This is a genomic window from Bizionia saleffrena (assembly GCF_008086175.1).
GTDB classification, from domain to species: Bacteria; Bacteroidota; Bacteroidia; order Flavobacteriales; family Flavobacteriaceae; genus Bizionia; species Bizionia saleffrena.
The window spans coordinates 20,851-46,187 of record NZ_VSKM01000004.1 but is presented as its reverse complement, the minus strand read 5'-3'; the positions used below and the strand labels follow the sequence as shown (position 1 = coordinate 46,187).

Sequence of the window (25,337 nt, the reverse complement as noted above, 5' to 3'; positions counted from 1 at the left end):
AGTTGTAATTGGTCTTTTAGTTATTCTCTAGGATCTTCTGGCTCTGTGTACTCTTTGGCTTTTTTACCAAAGACAGACACATGAATATAACGTTTAGGATTGAGTTTAAAATCTTGCAATAACTCTCTTAATTGCTCTGAAGCGATCTCAAGATTGTTATATAAATCTTCATCTTTAAGAAGTTTTCCCATTGAGCCGTTTCCGTTTTCTAAACCGACTAGTAAGCCATTCACCTTATTTAAAGTTTGATCTAAATTACCTACTGTTTGAGCGATATCAACTTCTTTTAAACCTCCAGAAAGCACCGATAAATCCTCACTAATTTTATTAAAATTTGTAATTGCTCCGTCTAAATTCTTTTCGTTGGTCGTTATTAATCTATTAAAAGATGCTGATAGCGTTTGAAAAGATTTTAATGTGCTATTAAATTCTCCTAAGGCATTTTTAAGACCTTTATCTGTATCGTCGTTTACAATAGTATTTAAGCTAACTAATAAAGAATCGGCAGATTTTAGAGCGCCATCCAAGCCGGTACTAATATCTGAAAAGTTTTTTGTTAAACTTGTAATTAGTCCTTCCTCAACTTCAGAAGCAATAAAATCGCCAGACTCTGCAATTTCACTTCCTTTACCTTCTACAAGGGCCAATGCGTTTCCACCCATTAAACCCGTTTCATATAAACGAATTTTACTATCTTTTGAAAACCTTAGATCGTTGTCTATAGAAATTTCAACACGTGTTTTTCCTGTTTCAAAATCATATTTAATGGCGTCGATTTTACCTATTTTATTCCCTCTAATAGTTATAGGGGAAGATAAGGTTAAGGCATTGTATTCGAAATTGGTGTAGTAAGAATTTTTAGTTTTAAAAATATTTTCTCCTTTAAGATAATTAAATCCAAAAATGAAAAATAAAATTCCTAAAATAACTAAAAGGGCTGTTTTAACTTCTCTTGATATTTTCAAAGTAAATTTAGTTTAATTTGTAAGAAACAAAAATAAAATAAATTTAGAAAGAATACTCTTAATTATTGTCTTGTTTTAAGGCTTTTTCTAAACTAATACGTTTTCCATCTCTGTAAGCCACGACAAAACCAGATTTGTAGCCTTTTTTCTTTGCTTCAGTTTCCAAGAGCCTTATTTTATTATAGTCGGATGTATAGCCGTAGAAATATTTATAAAGGTTATTCTCCTTTTCTCTTGCAACATCTTGAAGTCCTTTAAAATTATACGGTTTAAGTTCTAAAATTTTAGAACTCGCGGCTATTTGCACTTTAAAAACAGTATTGTTAATTATTTTTTCTGGAATGGCTAACGACACCTCGTCCACTTCTTTTATAAAATAGGTATCTACAAAATTCTTTTCGATGGCATTTTTATAATCTGCAATAGCATTACTCATTGCGGTAGCTAACTCTATTTGACCTTTTAACGAGTTTAAGTAGCGCCCTTCGCTTGTATTCGTAATAAAACCAGTTTCAACCAATACACTAGGCATGATCGTTTGGTGTAATACAATAAATCCAGCCTGTTTTACGCCTCTATTTTTTCTTTTTAACGAATAGGTGAAATTATCCTGAATACGTTTTGCTAACTGAATACTTTGGTCTAAATATTCCTCTTGCATAAGGGTTAAGCCTATAAAAGATTCTGGTGAATTAGGATCGAAACCTTCATAGTTCTCTTCATAATCATCCTCTAAAAAAATTACTTCGTTCTCGGCTTTCGCTACATTAAAATTAGTGTCATTTCTATGTGTACCTAAAACGTACGTCTCAGAACCGTAAGCTTGAGAAGTATGCGCATTACAGTGTACCGATACAAATAAATCGGCGTGCGCTTTATTGGCTATTTTACCCCGTTTAAATAAATCGACAAAAATGTCTGTTTTTCTGGTATAAACGACCTTAATATCTTTATTCTTTTCTAGTTCTTTACCTACCGCTAAAACAATTTTTAACGCGATGTCTTTTTCCTTAAAACCGTGTTTAGAAGGTTTACCAGGATCTTTTCCCCCGTGGCCAGCATCTAACACGACAACAAATGTGTCATTATTATGCTGTGCATTAGCAGTAGAGAACACAAAAAGTGTTAATATTGTTATAAGAGATACGAAAAATGTTTTACTGTTCGTTTGCATATAAATTGTAACCTATTTTTAAAGCTTTTAGTATAGTTTCTTAAATTTTATTGAATAATAAACAATTCATAAAAAATATATGTAGTTTTGGGAATTCAAAAACCGAGCCATACTTTAGCAAAAATACATTTAAAAGCATTGCATACAAATAGATTTCATATACTTTTTGCCTTAAGTTTTACAGTGTTTATTAACACGTTAAGCTTTGCACAAGATAGACCCGGTTCGGGAATACCTATTACCCCTAAACCTGAAACTGCAGCACAGCAAGCCGATAACGATTCGATTCCTGATTCTGAGGAAGTGCTTATTATAGACGAAAAAGTTTTAGACTCTACTATAACCGATTCCACAAAACAGAAAAAAGGCCTTCTCGAAGGCATTGTAAGCTATAAAGCGAAAGACTATACTTCTTTTAACCAAAAAGATGAAAAGCTATACCTCTATAATGAAGCAGAGATTATCTATCAAGATATGCAGATTAATGCCGGAACAATTGTTATAGATTATAGTAAAAATGAAGTTTATGCCGGACGCATAAAGGATTCGTTAGGAGAATATACGCAGCGACCCATTTTTAAACAAGGGGAAAGTATTGTCGAACCCGACTCTATTCGGTTTAATCTGGACTCAGAAAAAGCATTGATTTGGAATTCGAGAACCGAACAAAACGGCGGAACAATTATTGCCGAATTAACAAAAAAAGAAAATGATTCGGTCTTTTTTATTCGTAATGGGAAGTTTACAACCTCCAAGAACTTAGACGATCCCGAATACTATTTTTTATTGCGTAAAGCAAAAATAGTGCCCGATAAAAAGGTTGTCACTGGTTTAACAAACCTTTTTATTTACGATGTTCCAACGCCTATAGGTATGCCTTTTGCCTATTTTCCGTTAACCAAAAAACAAACCTCAGGAGTTATTTTTCCAAGTTTTGGAGAACAAAATGAGCGAGGGTATTTTTTACAAAATGGGGGCTACTATTTTGCTATTAGCGATTATTTTGACCTCGCTACTTTAGGAGATTATTATACCAATGGTAGTTATGGTTTGCGTTTGGAATCTAAATACAATAAACGTTATAATTTTAGTGGTAATTTTGGGTTTCGATACGAAAATATTATCAATAGTGAACGTGGGTTTCCTGACTATTCTAAGAATACAATTTATAACTTACGGTGGTCGCATGTACAAGATGCCAAGGCGAACCCAAGTTCTCGTTTTTCGGCCTCTGTAAACTTAGGGAGTAGTCAATATTATCAAGAATCGGTTAACCAAGTAAATGCAGCTAGTTATTTAAACAACACGTTGTCATCTTCCGTTTCTTACTCTAAAACGTTTAAAGGTGAGCCGCAAGTAAATACAAGTGTCACTGCAACACATTCTCAAAATACGCAAACTCAAGAAATCAATATGACACTTCCAACCTTTCAAGGAAGTGTAGGAAGAATTTATCCCTTTGCGCCTTCCGATGGCACTAAAAAAGGAATTATAAAAAACATTAACTTTCAATATAATCTAAGAGGGGAAAACAGAATTAGAACAACAGACACTTTATTCTTTAAAAAGGAGATGTTTGATGAGGCTAAAATAGGATTGAAACACTCGATTCCGTTAAGTACCAACTTTAAGGTTTTTAAACATTTTAGCGTTACCGCAGGAAGCAACTTTGAAGAAAACTGGACCTTTAAAAGCTTCGAGCGTAGCTACGACCCCTTAGAAGAAGAGGTGGTTATTACCGAAAATAATGGTTTTGATGCCTACCGTACTTATAATTTTAATACAAGTGTTGGTACCACTATTTACGGTTTATTTAATTTTGATAAGAATAACGAAGGAAAATCAATACAAGCTATTCGCCATGTTATGAGACCCTCTGTTAGTTATAACATCAACCCATCTTTCGATAAGTATTATGACACCTATGAAGTAATTGATGCGGACGGTACCACGCTAGATGAAGTAGAATATTCTCGTTTTCAAAACACCTTATATGGCGCTCCTAATAAAACGTATAGAAGTAGCGTCGGTTTCGATTTATCCAATAATCTTGAAGCAAAAGTGCGCGATAGAGATACCACACAAGTAGAGGCTAAAAAGATAATTATATTAAATAATTTAAATTTTTCTACATCTTACAATTTAGCCGGTGATTCTTTAAGGTGGGATCCTGTAAGAGTAACCGGAGGAACTCAAATATTCAATAATAAAATGAATATTAATTTTGGTGCCATTTTAGATCCTTATGCTTTAGATAATAACAACAAAAAAATAGATAAATTTAACGTTAATAACGGTGGGAGTCTATTTAGAATGACTAGCGCTAACTTAACTATGGGATATAGTTTTAGTAGCGATGGTAAAGGAGATGACACCAGCGATAGTAGCCGTAATGAAACCCTACAAAGTGGTGGTCGTGACGATGATTTATTTGGACGTTCCCAAGATTTTGCAGACGACCAATTTAATGCCTACGATGAGGACGATGACGAAGAGGAAGAAGAAACACCGGGTAAATTATATAATTTTTCAATTCCGTGGAATGTACGCTTAGCCTACGCCGTTAACTACAGTAATAATGCAAGACAAAACGAAATCTCGTCTCATTCATTAATGTTTTCTGGGGATCTAGAAATAGCACCACGTTGGACGATTGGAGCCTCTTCTGGATACGATTTTAAAAACCAGGGGTTCTCTTACACACAGTTACGTTTTCAAAGAGATTTATTGAGTTGGAAAATGAATTTTAGTTGGATACCCTTTAGTGCAAGAACCTCTTGGAACTTCTTTATAGGTATAAAATCTAATATTTTGCAGGATATTAAATATGAAAAAAGAAGACAACCAGACGACCGTTTGTAGTCGTATTTATCCTTTTACTGACCTGCTCTTTTTATAATTATTAATTTAATCTGAAACTCTTTATTACAATGAAAAAAATAATTAATACAACGGATGCGCCTGCTCCAATTGGACCGTATAATCAAGCTATTTTAACCGGAAACACTTTATATACTTCCGGACAAATAGCACTCGATCCTAAAACCGGCGCGCTTATTATTAGTGATATTGTAGCGGAAACAGAACAAGTAATGCAAAATATGAAAGCTGTCTTAGCTGCTGCCGATATGACTTTCGAAAACGTTATTAAAGCTTCGATCTTTGTTAGCGATATGGGCAATTTCTCTAAAATAAACGACGTTTACGGTGCTTATTTTAATGAAGAAACGGCTCCTGCGCGTGAAACTGTAGAAGTTGCAAATTTACCAAAATATGTAAATGTTGAAATTAGTATGATTGCCGTGAAATAATATGTAATTATTTCTTAGTATGATACGCCACCAACCCTTCGATAGGTCGCTTTACAAAGCGGCCTGTTTTAAAACCAAATTCTTTGGCGACTATTTGTATTTCATCTTGGCAATAATAAGCTAACGAGCCCGCAAAATGTACAGGATATATTTTTAGTTCTTCCTTGTATTGTAAAACCATAGTTTCAGCGAACAAACGCATTCCTTTTATAATAAGGTTATTGCAGTAGTCAGTGCTTTTATTATTAACCATAAACTCCGCAAAATCTGCCAAATAAGCATTTGGATTTGGTTGTTTATAAAGATTAAATTTAATTGTATCTGGTGTGATATCGTAGGTGTTTTTAAACACCTCTTTTAATTCTTCGGGCATACTATTAAAATAGTAATCGCGCAATAATTGCTTACCATAATAATTACCAGACGCATCGTCCATTAGGGTATAACCCAACGACGCTATTTTTTGGTGCACACTATTGCCATCAAAAAAACTACAATTGGATCCCGTTCCTAAAATACAAACGATACCCGCTTCATTTTTAGTTGTAATTGTAGCGTAAACAGCAGCCATTGTGTCTTCATTAACACTAACAGTCGCTTTTATATATACCGCTTCTAAAACAGCTTTTAATAGCGCTTTAGGAATGGCTGTACCGCAACCTGCACCGTAAAAATAGATTTCTGTAACAGTGCGCTGTAAAGCCTTTAAAGCTTCGGAGTTATTAAGTATTCCTTGAAGATTTTCCGCATTTAAAATCGCTGGATTTAGCCCTTTGGTTCTTATTTTTTGCACTGGTAAAACTCCTGTTTTATCTACGGCAATCCAGTCACATTTAGTCGATCCGCTATCGGCAATTAAAATCATAAGCGTTATAAAATATTAAAAATAAAAATGATCTAGATGGTATGCCTAGATCATTTTAAAATGGTATTCAAAAATAACTGAAATCTTTTATAAACTGTGAACCTTTACAGCTAAATCTACTAATTTGTTAGAATATCCAAACTCATTATCGTACCACGCCACTAATTTAAAGAAATTGGGATTTAATTCGATAGCAGAATCGGCATCAAAAACAGAGGTTCTAGCTTCTCCCACAAAATCTTGTGACACTACGGCATCTTCAGTATAGCCCACAATTCCTTTTAAGGACCCCTCGGCCGCTTTTTTAAAGACCGCTTTAATTTCTTTAAGCGACGTTGCTTTTTTTGTTCGCAAAGTTAAATCTACAACAGAAACATCTACTGTTGGTACGCGAAACGCCATTCCTGTTAATTTTCCATCTAACGTCGGGATTACTTTACCAACAGCCACCGCTGCCCCCGTTGATGTAGGGATAATATTATTTAAAGCGGAGCGACCCAATCTGTAATTTTTCTTTGATGGTGAATCGACGGTGAATTGTGTAGAGGTTGCGGAGTGTATAGTCGTCATTAAACCTTCTTCAATCCCGAAATTATCTTCCATCACTTTTGCTAGTGGCGCTAGGCAATTTGTAGTACACGACGCATTAGAAATAATAGTATCTGTTGCTTTTATATCTTGATCATTAACGCCCATTACAAACATTGGCACATCGCTACTAGGTGCAGAAACCACTACTTTTTTTGCCCCTGCTATAATATGATAATTTGCCTTTTCGTGTGATTTAAATAGACCGGTACATTCAGCAACAACATCGACATTTACCTCATTCCATTTTAAGTTTTTAGGATCTCTTTCAGCGGTTGTTCTTATTGTTTTTCCGTCTACAATTAAATGACCGTCTTTCACTTCGATAGTCCCGTCAAAACGACCGTGAACCGAGTCGTACTTTAATAAATACGCTAAATGATTAACATCTAATAAATCGTTGATAGCAACGACTTCCACATCTTCTCGTTTCATAGTCGCTCTAAATACCACACGACCTATTCTTCCAAAACCGTTAATTCCTAATTTTAATTTCGACATATATAATTTCTTTTAAGTGGTCATAATATCTGACACACGCATTAATTCTTTATTTATTTCAGACTTTCCTTTTACCGCATTCTCCAAAGGCGTTAATTGAATTTTATCATTTAGTAAGCCCACCATAAAATTCGTTTGCCCTTCTAAAAGGGTTTCTACCGCCTTCACTCCCATTCTACTCGCCAAAACGCGATCGAAACAAGATGGCGAACCACCACGCTGCATATGTCCTAAAACAGACACTCGCACTTCGTACTCTTCCATATGTTCTTCAACGTAGTCTTTAAGTTCGAAAACGGTTTTTCCTATTTTATCACCTTCAGCAACGACTACAATACTAGACGATTTCCCAGATTTCTTACTGCGTATTAAGGAGTCTAATAAGCGGTCTAAACCTATATTTTCTTCAGGAATTAAAATCTCTTCTGCTCCTGCTCCAACCCCCGCGTTTAAAGCGAGATGCCCCACATCTCTCCCCATTACTTCAACAAAAAACAAGCGATTATGAGAACTTGCCGTATCACGAATTTTATCGATCGCTTCCACCACTGTATTTAGTGCTGTATCGTAACCCAATGTATGCGTAGTACCAAAAATATCATTATCTATAGTTCCAGGAATACCCATTACTGGGAAGTTAAACTCTTTATTAAATTGAAGTGCTCCCGTAAAGCTACCGTCTCCACCAATAATCACCAATGCATCAATATGAGCTTCCTTAAGTGCGTTATAGGCTTTTTGTCGTCCTTCAGGAGTCCTAAATTCTTTAGAGCGCGCTGTTTTTAAAATTGTACCGCCCTTGTTGATGATATCTTTTACACTTCGAGCATTAAACGCCTTAAAATCGCCCTCAATTAATCCTTGAAAACCACGGTAAATGCCAGCGCATTCCACATTATAAAAAGCACAGGTTCTTACTACAGAACGAATAGCCGCATTCATTCCAGGAGCATCTCCACCAGAAGTAAGCACCGCGATTTTCTTTATTTTATTAGTCATCTATGTCGTATTGTGAATAGTAAATCTAATAAAGAAAATCTATATAGCGTAGTGTTTAAGTGAAATTTATGAAAGGTTTTTATAAAAATCGAACACTTTAAAAAAGAAAGTATAAAAGTATGAATAGTAGTAAGACCCTGTTTGTATTCTATAGAAACTAAAGGCAGTTATTCTTTCTTTTTCATTCCCATTCCTTCGGGAAGTGGCGCCGTTTTAGCTTCCAAGTTTTCTTCATCCTCTTCAATTATAGCCTCTTCTTCTTTTTTAGCGAAGACTTTTCGAATAAGCTCGCCAAAAGTATCAAAATCCACAGAGTAAGAGACTCCTAAACCTTGCGTATAGCCTATTTCTTCACCAAAGTTACGAATACTATTTTCTCTATTAAATACGGTAGCAGTAAGCGTTCCATCGGCATTTAAAAGGAAATCGATTTGCACATCTCCAGCAATAACCGATTCTGAAGCGCCACCAACTGGCACCCCCACTTTACCGTTAATAAGTACGCGATCGGTGATTTTAGTTTGTAGCGTTACCCCCAGACGATCATCCGACTGATAATCGGGGCTGGTTTGGCCTGCTTCGTAATTTAAACCAATGTTTATTTTACTATCACTATCTGAGAAAAAGCCATTAACCAATCCGTTTAAACGCTCGGTTAAGGTTCCGGTGACATTAAAATCTTTAAATTGTCTGTTAAAACTACCCGTTGCCAACAAATATAACGCCTGATTGTCTTTATCTTCTTTAGACTCTAATCGGTAACTTAATTCTGACTTTAAAGTTGAGCTCACGTTAGGAAACTCAAACTCAAAATTGGGTTCTGGCTTTTCTAATTCTCCGGTTAAATTAATCTCTAAATCGACTGGAATAGTTTGAGAAATAGGATTATCTAATAACGCCGAAGGATTCGTTCTTGTTTTATAAATCGCTTTAATATTTATCTGCGCGTTTAGCGGGTCGCCATTCCATTGTAACGAACTTTCGTAGGGTTTTACAGTGAACTCTTTTTGTACAAATCCGCCAAATAAGAAGTTGTAAGATCCTTCCCAAACCACGAAATCGCCATACATATTAAATTTTCCGTTGGTATTAATATTAAACAGTAAACTCCCTACGCCTCGACCTCTAATAGAACTCCCCGTTTGTCTGTCCATTACAATTTCTATTAAGGCATCATTAGTAACATCGAGCTCAAAATCTAACTCTAAACCCGTTACTTTTTTAGCTTTAACGACATTCCCTTTTTGTTTTTCAATCTTTTCTTCGGGCGTTAAAAAATGAATAAACGAGTTATCTCCAAAAGACTCTAAATCGTTAAGCGGGATATAAAACTCTGTTCCTTTTTTAGTTTCTGCGACCGCGCTAATACGAAGTGCTTCGGTAGGGCCTTTAATTTCAGCATAACCACCAATAAAACCAGTACCGTAATACAACGATTCTTCGGTGTATTTGGTATTAAGAATTAAAAGTCGGTCGGTACTTAAGGTTAAGTCTAATTTCCATTTCGAAAAATTTGTATGGCTCAACGTACCATCTATAATCCCTTTTGTTTGGTATTCTGTATCAGAAATTTTTACCGTATTAAATACAAAACTTTGATCTTTTAAGGTAACAGACGCTGTGTTTTTAAAATCGAAATCTACATTCAATTCTGAAATCCCTAAACCACCATTACTAACGGTGACATCACCATTAAAACTAGGCTGTTTTAAATTTCCAGTCACGGTAGCTTTACCAGACATATCTCCTCTTACATTATACAATACAGGCTCTAAAAGTGGGGATAAAAGATTTAAACTGAATTTATTAAAAAGCAACTCTAAATTGATTTGCGAATTCTCGCCCGAAAAATCGATATCTCCAATGGCTTCAAAAGAGTTAGAAACATCGTCTTTAATTTTCGCGTTTACTTTATAATTGGTTAATGAGTTATTTCCGGTGATTTTAGCATCAAAAGAGCCTAAATACTGTCTGTTTATTTCTAAATCGCCTATAGTAATTGTAGAATTCGGCAAATAGACACCATCCTTTTGAAGCAAATCTAACTTCCCATTTACGGTACCTGCCAGTGATAAACTATCTATTCGTGGGGTGATTTTTTGTAAATCGACGTCTTTAAAATTCAATTTTAAATCCTTATAGGTCGAATCTCTTAAAACACCCGAAAGTTTAATTTCTTCATTGAAATGGTTCATCACCAATTCTTCGATTTTAATGTTTTTAAACCCGTTATTAAATTCTATTTTATTAAGGCTATTACCTTTTTCATTTATGTTCCAACTATTGTTTTTAAATACAACAGCACTCTTTTTAAAACCAACTACCGAGTTATCCTTCTCATTAATAGTATGGTAAAAACTTAAATCGAATTTGTCATCATTTCTCGTCCCTCCCTTAAACTCGGTTCTCATAAAAAGCGTGTCGTTGAGCGTCACGTTAATTAAATTAAACTTTGAAACATTATAGAATTTGGTGTTTAAACTATCTATTTCTATATAGGTATTAAATAGGGGGTTTTTATTATCGACTTGCACTTCAATATCGCTGGCAAAATAATCTAATATTGATATTTTAGGCGATTTAAAAGTAAATTTAAACTCTTTCTCATCATTTTCTACCCGACCTTTTATAAAGGTATTTGTCCCCAAGTTTAACTCTGGATAAAACACTTCTACAATTTTATTATAGATTTTAAAATTAAAATCTATGTATTGTTTTGTTTTAATAATATTTGGAGGTGTACTTGTATAAATACTTTTAATAGAATTTTCGAATAAGTTATCGATATCACTTAATTTAAAAACACCGCTCAATGATCCTTCAATAATATCTGGAGAATTTACACGGATGTAACGTTTTTCGTCTACAAAACGAGAACTGATGGCAAAATCTTCAAAGTAATAATCTTCAACTTCATTTTTATAGGTGGTTTTGTTAAATAAAATATCTCCCACGGCATCGTCTAAGGTGGTGCCTTTCATTTTTATATCTACAGTACCAGAAAATATAGATTTTTCGTCTTTAGTATACAGATTTAGGGCACTTAAATTGGCATAATCTACCATTGCCACAAAGTCGAATGTTTTAATTTTTTTAGACAAATTTGCCAATCCGTTAAACTCTAACTTTAGGTTTTTATCTTTCGAAATTAATTTACCATTAAATACATTCTTTTCATATTTACCATCGACCGCAATGTTTTGATAGGTGTATTTATTGTAGTCTAAAGCATAGATATCTCCCTTTAAACGCGACTTAAGGTTATCTTTTTTAAACCCAACACCGTCAACATCCAAATTAGAGGAGATATTACCTAAATTTTTATCATCTAAAAACGCACCTATTTTAAATTCATCAAAAATAATGTTTCCTTTATATTTTGCAGCATCAATATTATTTACATTAGCAATTTTTAAATTCGATTTTATAAAACCTAAATCGGTCGTAATATTTAATTGGGCGTTAATAATAGTAGGTGTAATATTCGTTTTACCAGTAATAACAAATACACCTAACTTATCGAAAATAGTGGGAAGAGAAGCGCCTAAAACATTAGGCAACAAAGCTTTTAAATCTCTATAGGTAGATGTAAGATTGGTAAAATCGCCCGTCATAGAAAAATTGTTTTCATCGCTATTAAACAAGTTCTTAAAGTTTAAATCGCCATAAATTTTACTGCTTCTACTTGTTTTTAAACGCAAATCGGTAGCCGTTAAATCGTTTAAAGTTCCAGAAAATTTGGTGCTAAATACCGCGTGTTGGTTATCTCCAAATTCATTGTAAAACGTGTTTAACTCATTTAAAGCAATATCCGAATCTTTAAAATTTGCGGTAATCTTTACTTTATCGGCAAACGAGGAAAAATCCGAGCGATCATAATCGAAGCGTAAATCGCCATTTAAAATAGAATGTTGGGTTTCAATTTCTAAATCATCAAAAACCATTTCGGTTAACGTGTATTTAAAATTGGTCGACATATTTTTCATCACCAAACCACGACTATCTACAAAACCTAAAGTGTTTATTCGCGCACTAACATCACTTCCGTTTATTAAAAAATTAGTTGCATTAATATCTAGGTTATTAAATTCTAATATTTTTTCGGTGTCTTTATTCTCATCTAAAAACCGAAATGTACCGTTATAGATAGACACATCGCTGGAAGACATTAAAAAACTGCTTTTGGTTCTCGGGTTGTCATCGTCAAAACGTGCAACAAAAACATCTAAATTTGTTTTCTCTTCTCCTTTATAGGTTTTAATATTAAAAATTAAATTTTCTAAACCAATATCTCCAAAATTAAGTCGACCATTAATAAGATTTCTAAAACTTAAAATGGAAGTATTAATTTCTGAAGTACTAATTAAAGTATCTTTTTTATAATCGCGAATTAAAATTTCTTTAAGTTCTACATCGCCATTAAACTGAAGTCCAATTTTACCAATGTTTATGTTGGTTTTAAAATCGTCGTTAAGGCGTTTGGTAGCATAACTTCCTAATTGGGTTTGAATAGCAGGAATAGACAGAAACAGCACCAAAATGATGAATAATAGCACTAGAGTTGCTATTAGTTTTCCTACTATTTTTAGAAATTTTTTGATACTAATTTTAAATTATAAAATTCTATAGAATAAATTACCTTTGTATTACGCTAAAGCATCTTGTTTGGATGATTTAGTTTTCAAAATTAACAATAATTATGCCTAATCTTTTATAATGTCTTCACAAAATATTTTTATCCTTGGAATAGAATCTTCTTGCGACGATACGGCGGCTTCGGTAATATGCAACGGTCGTGTTTTAAGTAATGTGGTGGCGAGCCAAAAAATACACGAAGAATTTGGTGGTGTTGTCCCGGAACTCGCGTCTAGAGCGCACCAACAAAATATTGTACCTGTTGTGGACCAGGCTTTAAGCCAAGCTAATATTAAAAAATCTGATTTAAATGCGATTGCTTTTACACGTGGCCCTGGCTTAATGGGATCGCTTTTAGTAGGTACCTCGTTTGCTAAATCTATGGCGTTTGGTTTAAATATTCCTTTATTGGATGTAAACCATATGCAAGGCCATATTTTAGCGCATTTTATTGAAGAAGATGGTTTTAAAAAACCTCCCTTTCCCTTTTTGGCGATGACTATTTCTGGCGGACATACGCAAATTGTGAAAGTCTCTCATTATTTTGATATGGAAGTAATTGGCGAATCTATAGACGACGCCGTTGGTGAAGCTTACGATAAAAGCGGAAAAATTTTAGGTTTAGGCTACCCTGCCGGCCCAGAAATAGATCGCCGTGCAAAATTAGGCGACCCAAAAGCGTTTCCGTTTACAAAACCTAAAGTCGCAGGTTTAAATTTTAGCTTTTCAGGGTTTAAAACGGCGGTATTATATTTTATTCAGCGGGAAGTAAAAAAGAACCCGAATTTTATTACCGAACGTTTAAACGATATTTGTGCCGCGATACAATATACTATAATTGGTATTTTAATAGATAAATTAAAACTAGCCACTACACAAACCGGTATTACTCATATTGCTATTGGTGGTGGAGTATCTGCAAATTCTGGTATTCGTGAAGCACTTAAAAATGGCGAACAAAAATTTGGATGGACAACGTATGTTCCTAAAATTGAATACACCACAGATAACGCTGCTATGATTGCGATTGTTGGCTATTTAAAATATTTGGAAAAGGATTTCGCTGAAGATAATGTTATGGCCTCAGCCCGATTAAAAATTTAATAGACTGCTGCGTTTTACTTACTAAACTCAATATAGTTCCAAAATAATCCGAAACTTTATAACAACGAAATGAGCTCGAGCGTTAATAACTGTCTTAAATAATTTTTTAACAGTACTTTTTTTCGTTTTTTTGTTCCAATCTAATCATCTTACACTTATAATGAAGAACGCTTTACTCCTATTGTATCTTTTTAGCTCTTTGTCGATTTTTGCTCAAGAAGCGGATAAAGACATCAAAAACATAGTAAATATTGAAGATGCCGAACTCTATATCGAAAAAAGCACTTCAAAGAGAAATAAGTTAATGGCTTTTAACGAAGAGAAACACAAATCTACTTTAGCGCAAACCTTATTGGCAATGCCTATAGGGACTACTAAAACGGTACCGTCTCAGTTTAAGAAAACCGTTTATAAAATCATTGAAAAATCTAACGAACCACACTACAGAATTAGTTATATTTATTTCGATGAAAGCAAAGTAGATATTAGTGCTATTTATAATATGCGTAAAACCATTTTATATAAGTACGAAAACGATGTCCCCTTTGAGGATTTAGCAAATCGCTATTCTATGGATGATAATGCGCTACGTGGTGGTGATTCTGGTTGGTTTAAGGATAATGAAATGCCTATAGAAATTGAAAACGAAGCCGCTAACTTGCAACATAGTGTAGGCGATATTTATACCGTTTCTGTGGAGAAAGACCGCGGTTATTATATTATTTTAAAAACACACCGAATTAAAACCATTAAAGAAGTTTACGTTTTAAAAATTGAAGAGAATTTATAATGCAATTATTCTACAACCCAGAACTCACCGAAACTACAAAACATTTTCTTTTTAATAAAGAAGAGAGTAAGCATATTGTAAAAGTTTTACGTAAGAAAACTGGAGATACTATGCATATTACTAATGGCAAAGGATGGCTTTTTACGGCAGAAATTACGATACCCAACCTTAAAAATTGTGAAGCTGTCATTATTGCTAAAGCGCTAAAGGCAAAACCAAATTATAATTTACACTTAGCGGTGGCACCCACGAAAATGAACGATCGGTACGAGTGGTTTTTAGAAAAAGCGACCGAAATTGGTATACAAAGCATTACCCCTGTTATTTGCGCCCATAGCGAGCGGAAAGTAATAAAAGCAGAACGTTTTGAAAAAATAGTACAATCGGCTATGAAACAGTCTTTACAGTGTTATTTACCGACTTTACACCCCGCGGAATCCTTTAAATCGTTTGTTGGCAAACAACATAGCGACACTTTGTTTATTGCCCATTGTGAAGAAACGGACAAAAAATCTTTAAAAAACGAACTCAAGCCGAATACCGATATTACTATTTTAATTGGCCCTGAAGGTGATTTTAGTCCAGAGGAAATTAAATTGGCAGTAGATAATGGCTTTCAATCTGTAGCTTTGGGGAATACTAGATTACGCACCGAAACTGCTGCAATAGTAGCCTGCCATTCAGTGGCATATAGTAACGAATTATGAAACATCACGCTTTGAAATCTTTATACGTTATAGCAGTAATTAGTTTTGCTTTGTTGTGGTCTACAACAAGTTTTGCGCAGGAAATTGCAGTGCTCAAATATAAAGGTGGTGGTGACTGGTACAGTAACCCAACGTCGTTACCCAATTTAATTTCATTTTGCAATGCAAATATCGGTACAAAAATTACGAACAAACCAGAAGTGGTAGAAACGGGTAGCACAGACATTTTTCAATATCCTTTTTTACACATGACGGGGCACGGAAATGTCTTTTTTAGTGATGAAGACGCCATAAACCTTAAAAACTATTTAATTTCTGGTGGTTTTTTACATATTGATGACAATTATGGAATGGAACCCTACATTACTAAAGAATTGAAAAAGGTGTTTCCTAATCACGAATTAATTGAGCTTCCGGCGCATCACCCTATTTTTAATACCCCATATAATTTCCCCGAGGGATTACCTAAAATCCACGAACACGACGGAAAACGCCCACAAGCTTTTGGACTTTTTTATAACTCACGACTAGTAGTATTATTTACGTACGAATCTGATTTAGGTAACGGTTGGGAAAATGCAGAAGTACATAACGATCCCGAATCGGTGAGAGAAAAAGCGCTTAAAATGGGCGCTAACATTTTAAAATACGTATTCGAAAATTAAACTTATTTCATTTTAATTATGTCTAGTGTGCAACTTAACCACGATACCACCCCATTTAAACCTAAAACATTTCCTATTACTGTTGTGTGCGAAAATGTAACAAATGCTCCAAATATTGGCAGTTTATTTAGAATTGCAGATGCTTTTGGTGTTACGGAGCTTATCTTTTGTGGCTCAAATATTCCTTTAGGTCGTAAAATGATGAAAACATCGCGATCGACAGAAAAAGTAGTGCGTTACCAATTGTGCGATAACGCTTCAGAAGTTGTTAAGCAGCTAAAAGCACAACAGTATTGTATCATTTCATTGGAAATCACCAATGAAAGCACACCCATTCATCACTATAAATTTCCAACAAATCAGCCCATTGCCTTAATTATAGGTGACGAGAATTTTGGAGTTTCAGAGACGAGTTTAAAAGAAAGTACGGCGGCAGTTCATATTACTATGTTTGGCCAAAATAGTAGTATGAATGTCGTGCAAGCCACTAATATTGCACTATACGAAATTACGAAACAATTATTATAAGTGCCATTTACATTATAATTAAAAAATGTCTAACGCAATCTGTATATTTACGCTATGAATTCTAAAACGATCTCTAACGGTATTTTAAGGTCACTAGCTGTAATTGCAGGAGTAATTATAGGACTTTGGTTTATTTATAAAATTCAAGCCGTAATAGTATATGTTGTTATTGCCGGAGTTATTTCATTATTAGGACGACCTATTGTTAAGGTTTTAAGGAATCGTTTTAAGTTTCATAATCTGGTAGCCGTTATTATTACCATGCTGTTTTTCTTCGCGACGATAGTGGGCTTAGTCAGTTTATTTATACCTTTAATTATTGAACAGGGTCATAATCTTTCTCTTTTAGATATTAATGAGCTACAAATTACTGTAGAAAGTTTGTACTTAGAAGGTATTAATCACTTCGGATTAAATACTGAGGATGTAGAAGCGTCTTTAAAAGATTCGAAGTTAATATCGCGACTTAATTTTAGTGTTATCCCCGACTTCCTAAACTCCATTATTACTGGATTTGGAAGCTTTAGTTTAGGTCTTTTTTCAGTGTTATTTATCTCGTTTTTCTTTTTGAAAGACAGTATGATGTTCTCTGATAATTTAGTCACTCTATTTCCTAAATCTCAAGAAAAACGATTAAAAAAATCGTTTGCGGAAATTCGCGATTTATTATCTCGTTATTTTGGTGGTTTACTTTTGCAACTCATTATACTATTTACTATTTATACCATAGTTCTATTAATATTTGGTATAGATAACGCCATTGTAATAGCATCTTTATGTGCCTTATTAAACGTCATCCCATATGTAGGGCCCATTATCAGTGCGTTTTTAATTGTTCTTTTAACGATGTCTAGCAACGTTGGAGAAGATTTTAGTACTGTTATTTTACCGAAAACTATTTATGTGATGATTGGCTTTATAATCGCGCAATTAGTCGATAATTTTTTCAGCCAGCCTTTTATCTTTTCAAAAAGTGTTAAGTCTCATCCTTTAGAAATTTTCATTGTAATTATTATAGCGGGATTACTTTCTGGAGTGGTAGGATTAATTATTGCTATTCCTGCTTACACGGCATTAAAAGTTGTTGCCAAAGAGTTTTTATCTGAATATAGGATTGTTAAAAGACTAACAAAAGGATTATAATATTGCTTTGAATATATCTATTTTAAATACTAAAAACCAAGAGTTTATAAATAATAACTTAAATTCTAATATTACGTCCTTACTTTTAAAAGAAGTTAAAAACACCTCCTTTGAAATTAAAGAGCTCATCGCCCAGATTGAAGCTAAGAAGAAAGCAGAAAAAAAATTACCAACCTGGTTTTTGGCTGAAAATATATACTATCCGAATAAATTAAATATAGAACAAACCTCTTCTGAAGCTACGGCTTTATTTAAATCTCATTTATTGTCTGGCCATTCATTAATCGATGTAACCGGGGGTTTTGGTGTGGACTGCTATTATTTTTCAAAACGATTTAAACATGTTACGCATTGCGAAATTAATACAAGTTTATCTCACATCGTAAAACATAATTACAATGTTTTAAAAGCCGATAATATAAACTGCGAACAAACCGATGGTATTGCTTATTTAAAAAATAACACGACAAAGTATACTGCAATTTATGTCGATCCTTCCCGCCGAAACGACAGTAAAGGAAAAGTATTTATGCTAAGTGATTGCTTGCCAAATATTCCAGAGCATTTAGCGCTGCTTTTTAATCGCACTGAAAATATACTTATAAAAACCTCTCCTTTATTAGATTTATCTATCGGAATCAACGAATTAAGACACGTTAAAACGATCTATTGCGTGGCTTTAAATAATGAAGTTAAGGAGCTGTTATGGGTGCTTGAAAAAGACTATGAAGGAACAATTGAGATAGAAACAATTAATATAATGAAAGCTAAACCTCACACTTTTAATTTTATTTTACAAGACGAAGCGCTTATTACTGTAGAATATAGCGCGCCACTCACCTACTTATACGAGCCTAATGCTGCTATTTTAAAATCTGGAGCATTTAATAGTGTGGCTAACCAATTGCAGTTAAAGAAACTTCATAAACATTCCCATTTATATACTAGCGCGCATTTAATAGATTTTCCTGGTCGTTCGTTTAAGATTGAAACCGTTTTAGACTACAACTTAAAACAATTTAAAAGAGTTTTCAAAGAAAAGAAAGCGAATGTTACAACACGTAATTTTCCAGATTCGGTGAGTACTATTCGTAATAAATTAAAATTAAGCGATGGCGGCGAAGATTACTTGTTTTTCACCACCAATGATAACAACAAAAAAATAATTATTTTGTGCAAAAAAATCACTGCTTAGATATAAAAGCGAATAATATCTAAAAAATTTAAACATAAATTTCATTTCAAAAAATTTGACAACATAGTTTAAATTTAATTACATATATCAACATCAAAGCGATATATTTACACTTAATTATAAAAAATATACAACTATGAGTAAACTTTACATGTCTTTAATGTTAATTTTAACATTATCTTTTGGGGCCGAGGCCCAAGTATATCCTACCACTTCTTGGTCGGATAACACAGATGTCACTTGGTACGATGCCACGCAAAATCAATTTACAATTAGTACTGAACAGGCACTTGCTGGACTTTCAATGTTAGTAGAACAAGGTACTACTTTCGATGGAAAGACTTTAAACATAACGGCAGATATCGATCTGGATGCGCATTTATGGACACCAATAGGCACTGGAGTAGACTTTCCTTTTTCTGGAACTGTAGATGGAGGCAATTTTACTATCAGTAACCTTTGGATTAATTTACCTAATGATGACTTCGTTGGGTTATTCGGACAAACAACTGGAGCTTCTTTTTTAAACATTATTATTGAGAATTCTAATATTCTTGCTGAAGATACCGCAGGTACTTTAGTGGGAAATTTATCACTAAGTTCTAATATGGATAACTGCCACGCTAGAAATATTTCTATAACAGCGTCCAGTTACAATATTGGTGGTTTAGTGGGTGGTGTTTTATCTGATTCGCATATGACAAAATGTTCGATAACGGGAGATGTTATTGGCGTAAATCAAGTGGGTGGCTTAGCAGGAACTGCTTGGAATAATACGACTATTTCTGAATGCTACAGCGAAGGAACGGTGTCTGGTGGTTTTTTAATTGGTGGACTGGTAGGTTATTGTACGTTTGCGTTTACACCTAACACACAAAATAGTATTAATAATAGTTATTCTAGGTCTATTGTTTCTGCCAATTCCGGTCGTGCAGGTGGTATTTATGGTGGTTCGGACGACACTTTAATATTAAACAATTCGTATTCTACAGGAACGGTTACTTCTCCAGAATATGCAGGAGCTACAATTGGTGCGTATGGTACAGGAAGTATTACAATTGGAAATACGTATTTCGATTTAGATTCATCGCAAATGACTAATGGTGTTGGTGGATATTTAGGAAATACTGCTTCTCCAGATATTAGCGGTAGAACAACTCCAAATATGAAAAACTCTGCAATCGTAGATCTTTTAAATGCCGGTTCTTCAAATAACCCTTGGACGAGGGATGCTACTATTAACGATGGGTACCCTATTTTAGAAAGTCTTTTATCGGTGGATCAAAATACAGTTACAGTGTCTGAAACTGTGGTTTACCCTACAGTTTTTACAGATCGTATTACCGTGTCTTCAACGGCACAACTGAAATCATTTTCTATGTACTCTATAACGGGTGCTTTAGTTTTAGAAGGTGACTTGTCTCAGAATAATACAATACAACCACAAACGCTTTCTGCTGGTGTTTACATTTTAAACATTACAACAGACAAGGGAATGATTACTAAAAAAGTGATCAAGCAATAAGCGCTATTAAAAGCACTAAAAAAGCCATCGACAGTTTCTGTTGATGGCTTTTTTTTATACTAAATTTCTACTGTTTAGTTTTAAACTGCTTCGCTATTATTTTAGAGAATCCTTTTAAAACTTCTTCCACGTTTTCGGGGTCGGTAACATCGGCCTGAATAACACCAACTAATTGCTTGTTTTCTGCTAAAGACAAATCGTAAACAACAGCTTCCAAGAAATAAGTTTTAGACCTCTGCACAATGGTCGTTTCCGGAGTTTCTAAAGCACCTAGTGTTGGTACCCCTTTATAAAAATCAGCATTGTAAGCTCTAAAAGAGAGAAAAGACTTGTTACTTTCATCGGTATAAGGAGTATAACCACCCTCCGTTATAACTTTAGTCTTCGTTTTTACATCTTTCAACGCGACCACGATAATTCCGCTTATACCATCTGCTTTAAATCTATTTTCAACAGCCTTAATATCCTCTCGTTTTTTTAATTTATGATCGCCTATAGCCGGGTATTTAATGTAAAGTTCAACAGCATTGATCCCTTTATCTCGTAAATGATTTGCGATTTCTCTCTCGTAAGATTCGCTTATTGTTCCCTCTTGAGATTTAGATACGACTATAATTTGTTTATTAATAACTGTGCTAAAATCATCCGATTTCCATACATCTCCCACCTTAACTGAGGCGCAACTGGTAAAGAGAGTTATAATTGAGAGTAATAAAAATTGATTGGCTTTTTTCATTGTAATTTTCGATTTAGTTTAATATTTAGTTAGTTAATAATGAAGTAGTCACTACATTTTTAGTCGCTATTGGATTCAATCCGTTGTTTATATAATACCATTGCCGCTACTGATAGCATTCAAAAATTAATACCATCTTCAACATATATTATTTTTAAGGAATCAAGTTATAGCCTTTGTTCTTAACAATGTACTAAGGTCGTTGTGGCACGTAATGACATTTCAAAATAGCTATTCATTGCTGTTTCGAGAGTGTTACCGTTTTGCGCTAACAACTATCCACAAATACAAAAAGTTCTGCACCATTCTTTTAAAGATTTTAATAAGTCCACATTTTTATTGGAATTCTCAAATCGCAATTTATAGGTCTCATTGGTTGATACAAAGGGAGTCGATTTTTCAAAGAGCCGCGTTCACGCCTTTTCCTTCGAAGTTAGAATTAATAACAAAAATTAATTTATACTCTATATTTTTATCAGACTGCAATTCAGCTACTTGGTAACATTTTATTTTCCGTAGTCTTTACTTACAGGATTAGTCCATTCTTGAGCTTCCAGGAGTGTGCTATATCACAGAAGTAAAAAAAACATATAAATAATTTCATTAGTTCTGGTTTTGAGCTCTTAGTAAATATAAGGCATTTTAAAATTAAAAACTGTAATCTATTAAAAAGAACTAAAACATATTTTAACAAAAAAAAGGTGTCTATCCATTAAGACAAACACCTTTCAAATTTTTATAAATTTCAGTAAAACCCTTAAATCGTTTCTTCACGAGGTAGATCTCCTTCTTGCGAAGCAGTGGTTAAATCCCTATCCATTTCATATAAACTTGTGTTACCTTCAATCTCAGTAGATGCCAAATTATACTTATCTATAATACTATTAAACAACGTTTCTTCTTCAATTTGCTCCTCTACGAACCACTGTCCGAAATTAAAGGTCGCCCAATCTTTTTCTTCGTGGGCCAAATTTACTATGTCATTAATAGCCTTAGAATTATCTATTTCATGTTGTAATAATTTCTTTAAACAATCACCAATATCTTTTGGGTTTGCTGGTGCTTCTTTAATAGCTTCTATCTTGGCTGTTCCACCTCGATCGTTAATATATTTTAAAAGTTTAAACATGTGCTCGCGTTCTTCGTGCATATGCTTGTATAAAAACGCCCCTATTCCAGCAAAACTATTAACTTCTGCCCACGATCCATAAGCCAAATACACTTGCGCCTGATAAGCTTCTCGCGTCATTTGTTTATTTAATAGCTTCTCCATTTGATCTGAAATCCTTTTACTTGCCATAGTTGAATTAATTTTAATTATTGGTTAAATTTAAGTCTGAGTTTTCACAAAAAACAGTCATAAAACTGACGTTAACTTGCTTAATTACTTAATACCTTAAAGTACTACATTTTAATCTCTAATAAAAATATAGGCGTGGTATTAGCATTTCATTAAGAGTTTATAGGCGTACAGTTATTAAAAAAGTGAGAGTAATAATAAAAAGCGTTTAGACGACTTTAATTAAAGAATAATTCTTTAAGATCCTTATCGTCATTTTTTATAGATTCGTAAGGTTCTGATTGTTTTAATAAATACCACTTTACGGGCCTTTTAAAAACAGAAGCCGCTGCTTTTTTTAAAGGAGAAATTTTAGCGTTTTCTAATGCGAAATAATCGTTTAGTGTATGTTGTCTAAAATTAAGAATAGCTTCTAAAGTGTCTCCATCCTCATAGAAACCACAATGGAAATTCTTTTCTGCGAATGCTTTATCGGGAAAATTTAAGGCTCCCAATCCAAACATTTTAAATGAGCGCTTTAAAAAACCTTCATAAGAAATACGACAACTCTCCCCGCCACCCAAATTAAAAATGCGTTTAGAGACTGCCGCTTGTTTATTAATTGCTTTCACAAAAGCCCGTGCCGTATCTTGTGGAGTTGCTATTTCTAAAGATGTATCTAAAGGTTGGTGAAACATTAATTTAGACATTTTATGTCCCCCCATAATGGCGGCCAATCTAAATATCGTCCAATCTAAATTACTATTTTGAATAATTTTTTCCGCCAAAATCTTTGTTACAGCGTATGCGTCGCCCTTACTAGGGAGTAATCGGTCTCCTACGTTTATGTATGGTGTTTTTAGTCGGTCGCCATACACAGAAATTGATGAACTGTAAATAAAAAAGGTATTTGGAGACTGGAGTTCAAGTTGTTCAATTAAAATACGCGTGCCTTCTGTATTTACTTTTTTTGCTAACTCTGGATGCTCATCGGCGATAGGCGGTATAATCGCTGCTAAATGAATTACGGCATCTTTATTTGCTGCTATTTTTTCAACATCGACGGTATTTGTAATATCACCGTAAACTATTTCTATCCTATCCGAAAAAGGCGATAATCGTTTAACGGACATTTCATTTTTTTTATCGAAAACAGTTATAGTATACGTCTCTCTCTCTAAAAGCTGCAAAAGTGTTTGGTAACCAACTGTACCAGAAGCTCCTGTTAAAAGTATTGCCCTTTTTATCATTTAAAAGATGTGCGAATTTATTATTATTTTACGGCTTCAAATACTGCTAAAGGAGCACGTCTTCCAACGTTAAGACTTAATTCGTCTCCATTAATGGTGTAATTGTCTGCAATTTCAAAAATCTTTAAAAATTCAGCCTCATTGACTTTTACATCGGGACACGCCATCATCGTGGTAGCCACGTTTGTAAACGTAATTCTGTTGCCTTGCTCTAAAGTGTAACTTCCTGTTATAGAATTGCAACCTGCAAAACCTTCTACTCTATTTTCAGTCGACTGCAACATAAAATAGATGTCTTTGTCTTGGTTCTCAACCCTAGTAACCTCTTTTCCTTGTAAAGTCTTTAGTTTCCAGTGTTTTTGAGTAATTGGTTGACTGTTTAAATCCGATTTAGAAAACACTGCTAAAGGTGCTCTTTTCGCTTTATTCAGCATTAGTTTATCTCCTGATACCGTATAATTATCCGTCATTTCAAAGACACTTAAAACATTTTTTTCGTCAATTTTAGCATCGGGGCACGCCATACGCGTTGTTGCCAAGGCATTAAAAGAAATACGATTACCCTCCTCTATAGTATAGTTTCCTGTAAACGTATTACATCCTGCAAATCCGCTAACGCGATTCCCTTCCGAAACTAGTGTAAAATGTATCACTTGCCCGTTCTGTTCAGCGTTTTCTAAGTCAGTACCTTCCAAGGTCATTAAGGTCCATTGTGTATCGGTAATATCAACCATTGAAGTGTCTGTTGATGACATTTCAGTAGCGTTTTTTTTATCAGATTTACAACCCATAATCACTGTGGCAATGAGCAATACTGTAAAGATTTTAGTTTTCATATGTGATGGTTTTATTTAAATAATGTGTAACGTAAAGCTAATATTTCTACGGAATAAAATAAAGTAAAAAATAGTAAAGTATTGTTAAATTTAATAGTTTCAATTCCTTTTTTATGGGTGGCTAAAACCATAGTATTCGAGTGTTTTTTAAGTGTAGATAAAACACACAGTCTTTTTAAATCTCACTATTTTAAAAGGCTTTATACACCGTTATTTTCCTGATGAGATAAAAAAAAAGACCTATTATTATAGCAATAGAAAACTCAAGGCTTATGCCAAAACCTCGAATAAATAGGAAAGGGACTCCGTTTAGTAAAGTGTATTAGTATAGAATTACTCCTCCTTAGATTTAGATATAATCTCTTTTAATCGCTCCTTACGCAGCTCTTTTGAAGATTTTAGCTTGTTCTTTTTCTGGGTCATTAGCTTGGTGTGCTTAGACTTATTTTTTGTATTCTTAGGGTGTCCTTTTTTAGACATTATATACTGTTTTTTTCGGACGCAAGATACACAAAAAAAAGCGCCCCTAGTAAAAGTGAAG

General features: G+C 34.0%; 21 protein-coding genes. 10 read left to right on the top strand and 11 right to left on the bottom strand.

Translation table 11 applies throughout. The features are described 5' to 3' along the window. Positions 1 to 20: 20 nt before the first annotated feature. Both ES676_RS04505 and ES676_RS04500 read right to left on the bottom strand, forming a co-directional pair. Positions 21 to 965, bottom strand: a complete 945-nt coding sequence (locus tag ES676_RS04505; RefSeq protein WP_246130303.1) for an MlaD family protein — start codon at positions 963 to 965, stop codon at positions 21 to 23. Between the two features lie 58 nt (positions 966 to 1,023). Continuing rightward, on the bottom strand, positions 1,024 to 2,139 hold the full coding sequence (locus ES676_RS04500) for an N-acetylmuramoyl-L-alanine amidase family protein (RefSeq protein ID WP_148368848.1): 1,116 nt from the start codon (positions 2,137 to 2,139) through the stop codon (positions 1,024 to 1,026). 87 nt (positions 2,140 to 2,226) lie between these two features. On the opposite strand from ES676_RS04500, the gene ES676_RS04495 reads away from it, so the two are divergent. Both ES676_RS04495 and ES676_RS04490 read left to right on the top strand, forming a co-directional pair. After that, entirely contained in the window at positions 2,227 to 5,001 is a 2,775-nt protein-coding gene (locus ES676_RS04495) for a putative LPS assembly protein LptD (RefSeq protein ID WP_148368847.1), read from the top strand. Positions 5,002 to 5,069: 68 nt separating this feature from the next. Further along, positions 5,070 to 5,450 carry a Rid family detoxifying hydrolase gene (locus ES676_RS04490; RefSeq protein ID WP_148368846.1) on the top strand — a complete coding sequence of 127 codons (381 nt, stop codon included), beginning with the start codon at positions 5,070 to 5,072 and terminating at the stop codon, positions 5,448 to 5,450. 7 nt (positions 5,451 to 5,457) lie between these two features. Here the strand turns inward: ES676_RS04490 and ES676_RS04485 are convergent, their stop codons facing one another. From ES676_RS04485 to ES676_RS04470, 4 genes are all read right to left on the bottom strand, one after another. Continuing rightward, entirely contained in the window at positions 5,458 to 6,315 is an 858-nt protein-coding gene (locus ES676_RS04485; protein WP_148368845.1) for an N-acetylglucosamine kinase, read from the bottom strand. An 87-nt stretch (positions 6,316 to 6,402) separates the two neighbouring features. Then, positions 6,403 to 7,404, bottom strand: coding sequence for a type I glyceraldehyde-3-phosphate dehydrogenase (gap, locus tag ES676_RS04480; RefSeq protein WP_148368844.1), 1,002 nt, complete (start codon positions 7,402 to 7,404; stop codon positions 6,403 to 6,405). Positions 7,405 to 7,416: 12 nt separating this feature from the next. Further along, complete coding sequence (pfkA, locus tag ES676_RS04475; RefSeq protein ID WP_148368843.1) at positions 7,417 to 8,403, bottom strand: 6-phosphofructokinase; 987 nt, start codon at positions 8,401 to 8,403, stop codon at positions 7,417 to 7,419. A 167-nt stretch (positions 8,404 to 8,570) separates the two neighbouring features. Then, positions 8,571 to 12,959 (bottom strand): translocation/assembly module TamB domain-containing protein, encoded by a 4,389-nt coding sequence (locus ES676_RS04470; RefSeq protein ID WP_246130302.1) that lies wholly within the window; start codon positions 12,957 to 12,959, stop codon positions 8,571 to 8,573. Between the two features lie 160 nt (positions 12,960 to 13,119). On the opposite strand from ES676_RS04470, the gene tsaD reads away from it, so the two are divergent. From tsaD to ES676_RS04430, 8 genes are all read left to right on the top strand, one after another. After that, on the top strand, positions 13,120 to 14,142 hold the full coding sequence (tsaD, locus tag ES676_RS04465; RefSeq protein ID WP_148368842.1) for a tRNA (adenosine(37)-N6)-threonylcarbamoyltransferase complex transferase subunit TsaD: 1,023 nt from the start codon (positions 13,120 to 13,122) through the stop codon (positions 14,140 to 14,142). A gap of 160 nt (positions 14,143 to 14,302) precedes the next feature. After that, positions 14,303 to 14,932: a peptidylprolyl isomerase gene (locus tag ES676_RS04460; protein ID WP_148368841.1), complete on the top strand. Its 630-nt coding sequence runs from the start codon at positions 14,303 to 14,305 to the stop codon at positions 14,930 to 14,932. Next, entirely contained in the window at positions 14,932 to 15,639 is a 708-nt protein-coding gene (locus ES676_RS04455; RefSeq protein WP_148368840.1) for a 16S rRNA (uracil(1498)-N(3))-methyltransferase, read from the top strand. Before ES676_RS04460 ends, ES676_RS04455 begins: the two co-directional genes overlap by 1 nt. Then, the gene (locus ES676_RS04450) at positions 15,636 to 16,304 is read left to right on the top strand and encodes a DUF4159 domain-containing protein (RefSeq protein WP_148368839.1); all 669 of its coding nucleotides are present in this window, start codon (positions 15,636 to 15,638) and stop codon (positions 16,302 to 16,304) included. The genes ES676_RS04455 and ES676_RS04450 overlap by 4 nt, the downstream gene beginning before the upstream one ends. Positions 16,305 to 16,322: 18 nt before the next feature. Continuing rightward, positions 16,323 to 16,832, top strand: coding sequence for a TrmH family RNA methyltransferase (locus ES676_RS04445; RefSeq protein ID WP_317130821.1), 510 nt, complete (start codon positions 16,323 to 16,325; stop codon positions 16,830 to 16,832). A 54-nt stretch (positions 16,833 to 16,886) separates the two neighbouring features. Beyond that, complete coding sequence (locus ES676_RS04440; RefSeq protein WP_148368838.1) at positions 16,887 to 17,975, top strand: AI-2E family transporter; 1,089 nt, start codon at positions 16,887 to 16,889, stop codon at positions 17,973 to 17,975. 7 nt (positions 17,976 to 17,982) lie between these two features. Further along, positions 17,983 to 19,170 (top strand): THUMP-like domain-containing protein, encoded by a 1,188-nt coding sequence (locus tag ES676_RS04435; RefSeq protein WP_148368837.1) that lies wholly within the window; start codon positions 17,983 to 17,985, stop codon positions 19,168 to 19,170. A gap of 136 nt (positions 19,171 to 19,306) precedes the next feature. After that, the gene (locus ES676_RS04430) at positions 19,307 to 20,695 is read left to right on the top strand and encodes a T9SS type A sorting domain-containing protein (RefSeq protein ID WP_148368836.1); all 1,389 of its coding nucleotides are present in this window, start codon (positions 19,307 to 19,309) and stop codon (positions 20,693 to 20,695) included. Positions 20,696 to 20,762: 67 nt separating this feature from the next. Here the strand turns inward: ES676_RS04430 and ES676_RS04425 are convergent, their stop codons facing one another. The 5 genes from ES676_RS04425 to ES676_RS14665 all read right to left on the bottom strand — a co-directional run bounded on the left by ES676_RS04425 (position 20,763) and on the right by ES676_RS14665 (position 25,276). Next, complete coding sequence (locus ES676_RS04425) at positions 20,763 to 21,431, bottom strand: hypothetical protein (protein ID WP_148368835.1); 669 nt, start codon at positions 21,429 to 21,431, stop codon at positions 20,763 to 20,765. Positions 21,432 to 22,188: 757 nt separating this feature from the next. Then, positions 22,189 to 22,731 (bottom strand): ferritin, encoded by a 543-nt coding sequence (locus ES676_RS04420; RefSeq protein WP_148368834.1) that lies wholly within the window; start codon positions 22,729 to 22,731, stop codon positions 22,189 to 22,191. Positions 22,732 to 22,949: 218 nt separating this feature from the next. Beyond that, entirely contained in the window at positions 22,950 to 23,960 is a 1,011-nt protein-coding gene (locus ES676_RS04415) for an NAD-dependent epimerase/dehydratase family protein (RefSeq protein WP_215731638.1), read from the bottom strand. Positions 23,961 to 23,983: 23 nt separating this feature from the next. Then, positions 23,984 to 24,796 (bottom strand): META domain-containing protein, encoded by an 813-nt coding sequence (locus tag ES676_RS04410; protein ID WP_148368833.1) that lies wholly within the window; start codon positions 24,794 to 24,796, stop codon positions 23,984 to 23,986. Between the two features lie 333 nt (positions 24,797 to 25,129). Further along, positions 25,130 to 25,276 carry a hypothetical protein gene (locus tag ES676_RS14665; RefSeq protein WP_170234425.1) on the bottom strand — a complete coding sequence of 49 codons (147 nt, stop codon included), beginning with the start codon at positions 25,274 to 25,276 and terminating at the stop codon, positions 25,130 to 25,132. Positions 25,277 to 25,337 lie beyond the last annotated feature (61 nt).

What these genes read in the sequence shown, in the direction of transcription:
- ES676_RS04420 (WP_148368834.1), bottom strand. Translation starts at nt 22,731, where the DNA reads ATGGCAAGTAAAAGGATTTCAGATCAAATGGAGAAGCTATTAAATAAA.
- ES676_RS04415 (WP_215731638.1), bottom strand. Translation starts at nt 23,960, where the DNA reads ATGATAAAAAGGGCAATACTTTTAACAGGAGCTTCTGGTACAGTTGGT.
- ES676_RS04445 (WP_317130821.1), top strand. Translation starts at nt 16,323, where the DNA reads ATGTCTAGTGTGCAACTTAACCACGATACCACCCCATTTAAACCTAAA.
- ES676_RS04490 (WP_148368846.1), top strand. Translation starts at nt 5,070, where the DNA reads ATGAAAAAAATAATTAATACAACGGATGCGCCTGCTCCAATTGGACCG.
- ES676_RS04485 (WP_148368845.1), bottom strand. Translation starts at nt 6,315, where the DNA reads ATGATTTTAATTGCCGATAGCGGATCGACTAAATGTGACTGGATTGCC.
- ES676_RS04425 (WP_148368835.1), bottom strand. Translation starts at nt 21,431, where the DNA reads ATGAAAAAAGCCAATCAATTTTTATTACTCTCAATTATAACTCTCTTT.
- ES676_RS14665 (WP_170234425.1), bottom strand. Translation starts at nt 25,276, where the DNA reads ATGTCTAAAAAAGGACACCCTAAGAATACAAAAAATAAGTCTAAGCAC.
- ES676_RS04500 (WP_148368848.1), bottom strand. Translation starts at nt 2,139, where the DNA reads ATGCAAACGAACAGTAAAACATTTTTCGTATCTCTTATAACAATATTA.
- pfkA (WP_148368843.1), bottom strand. Translation starts at nt 8,403, where the DNA reads ATGACTAATAAAATAAAGAAAATCGCGGTGCTTACTTCTGGTGGAGAT.
- ES676_RS04440 (WP_148368838.1), top strand. Translation starts at nt 16,887, where the DNA reads ATGAATTCTAAAACGATCTCTAACGGTATTTTAAGGTCACTAGCTGTA.
- gap (WP_148368844.1), bottom strand. Translation starts at nt 7,404, where the DNA reads ATGTCGAAATTAAAATTAGGAATTAACGGTTTTGGAAGAATAGGTCGT.
- tsaD (WP_148368842.1), top strand. Translation starts at nt 13,120, where the DNA reads ATGTCTTCACAAAATATTTTTATCCTTGGAATAGAATCTTCTTGCGAC.
- ES676_RS04450 (WP_148368839.1), top strand. Translation starts at nt 15,636, where the DNA reads ATGAAACATCACGCTTTGAAATCTTTATACGTTATAGCAGTAATTAGT.
- ES676_RS04460 (WP_148368841.1), top strand. Translation starts at nt 14,303, where the DNA reads ATGAAGAACGCTTTACTCCTATTGTATCTTTTTAGCTCTTTGTCGATT.
- ES676_RS04455 (WP_148368840.1), top strand. Translation starts at nt 14,932, where the DNA reads ATGCAATTATTCTACAACCCAGAACTCACCGAAACTACAAAACATTTT.
- ES676_RS04410 (WP_148368833.1), bottom strand. Translation starts at nt 24,796, where the DNA reads ATGAAAACTAAAATCTTTACAGTATTGCTCATTGCCACAGTGATTATG.
- ES676_RS04430 (WP_148368836.1), top strand. Translation starts at nt 19,307, where the DNA reads ATGAGTAAACTTTACATGTCTTTAATGTTAATTTTAACATTATCTTTT.